At 74.8% G+C, this 1,380-nt stretch carries 2 protein-coding genes and 1 pseudogene; all 3 read right to left on the bottom strand.

Going from position 1 to position 1,380, the window contains the following annotated elements:
- A partial coding sequence (locus tag L2I40_RS23210; protein ID WP_237217721.1) for a DUF3618 domain-containing protein occupies positions 1-613 on the bottom strand: 613 nt, incomplete at its 3' end.
- Positions 610-1,053: a phage holin family protein gene (locus L2I40_RS23205; RefSeq protein WP_237217720.1), complete on the bottom strand. Its 444-nt coding sequence runs from the start codon at positions 1,051-1,053 to the stop codon at positions 610-612. The genes L2I40_RS23205 and L2I40_RS23210, both read right to left, overlap by 4 nt.
- Positions 1,054-1,065: 12 nt before the next feature.
- Positions 1,066-1,380 (bottom strand): annotated as a pseudogene (locus tag L2I40_RS23200) (hypothetical protein); the annotation flags it as partial.

Raw genomic sequence — 1,380 nt, 5'->3', positions numbered from 1 at the left:
ACTCGCCCGGGGCCGAGCCGTAGCGCGCCGCGCGCTCGGCCGCGCCGCGCGCCCGGCCGCCGACGCTTCCCGCCAGCGATTGCGCCCGCGCCTTCGCGCGCTCCCAGGCCTCGCTCGCGGTCTCGCCGGCGCGCGCCGCGAGGTCCTCCGCCCGTTCCTTCAGCTCGGAGGCCGTCTCGCCGATGCGCTCGCCGAGACCGGGCCCGGCGTACGCGGAACTGCCCGGGTCGCCGCTTCCCATGTAGGCGCCGCCGGTCTGGCTGGCGCCATAGGGCATGGCGGTGCCCGCGAGGTCGTCATAGCCGGACGGCCCGTAGAGGTCGCGGCTCCGGGCCTCGCTTCGGCCGCCGAAGGCAAGCCACGCGATGCCGGCCCCGATCATCAGCACCGGCAGCGGGTTGTCGCGCAGCGAGGCGCCGAGGTTGCCGGCGAATTCGCGCCCGCCCGAACTGCGCACCCACTCGACCATCTGGTCGGCGAGCTGGCTCGGCGAGACGCGCTCCTTCAGCTCCTCCGCCGTGTTCACCAGTCGCGCGCGGTTGCGTTCCACCTCGCGCTCGATTTCGGCGGCGGAGCGCTCGCCATTGCCGCTGGATGTGGTGCTGGTGCTCATCGAACGGTCTCCTTGGCGGCCTGCGCGTCACGCGAGAGCTGTTCGGCGGTGCGCGTCGGGGTCAGGTTGGTGGCCTTCAGCTTCGACATGCCGCCGCGGATCAGCAGGAAGCCCGCCAGGCCGGCGAGCCCGGCGACGATCAGCAGGCTCCAGCCGGGCTCCAGATCGAACAGGCGTGAGAGGCCCGCGGCCGCCGCCATCAGCGACAGCAGCAGCGCGCCGAGGCCGAGCCCGGCGCCCGCCGCGATGCCGGGGATGGCGCCCGCGGCCTCGCCCGCCTTCTCGCCCATCTCGGCGCGGGCGAGGCGGAGCTCGTTGCGGAACAGGTTGGACATCTCGGTGACCATGTCGCCGAGGAGCTGCCCGAAGCTCCGCTGGTCGTCGTTCACCGGCCGGCCGGTGGCCGGCTCGAAGCGGTTGGGGTCGTACTGGGTGGACATCCGGGGTGTCCTTCAGCCGTTCTCGGAGCCGCCACGGGGGCGCATCGCGGCAGAGCCACCGAGGGAGGCGCTGCCCATCGTCGAAGGCTTCGGCCTGCCCGTCTCATCCGTCTGCCAGCCCGGCGCGGTCGGCGCGTCGTGCGGCGCGGCCGGACCCGTCGGGTAGGCCGAGCCGGCACCGCCGGAACTGCCGGCGAGGCCGCCGCCCATTCCGGCGCTGCTGCCCATCCCGGCGCCGGCCGTGTGCATCCCGCCGCCGGGCAGGCCCGCCCGGCCATGCATCCGGTCGTGGAAGTCGCGTTCCATGACGTGACGCCGGTGCGCGCC

It is taken from the genome of Falsiroseomonas oryziterrae (genome assembly GCF_021864505.1).
Lineage (GTDB): Bacteria > Pseudomonadota > Alphaproteobacteria > Acetobacterales > Acetobacteraceae > Falsiroseomonas > Falsiroseomonas oryziterrae.
The sequence above is the reverse complement of the archived record's forward strand: the minus strand, read 5'-3'. Positions and strand labels throughout refer to the sequence as shown.

Excerpts from the sequence above, each read along its gene's own strand:
- L2I40_RS23205 (WP_237217720.1), bottom strand. The coding sequence starts at position 1,053 with ATGTCCACCCAGTACGACCCCAACCGCTTCGAGCCGGCCACCGGCCGG.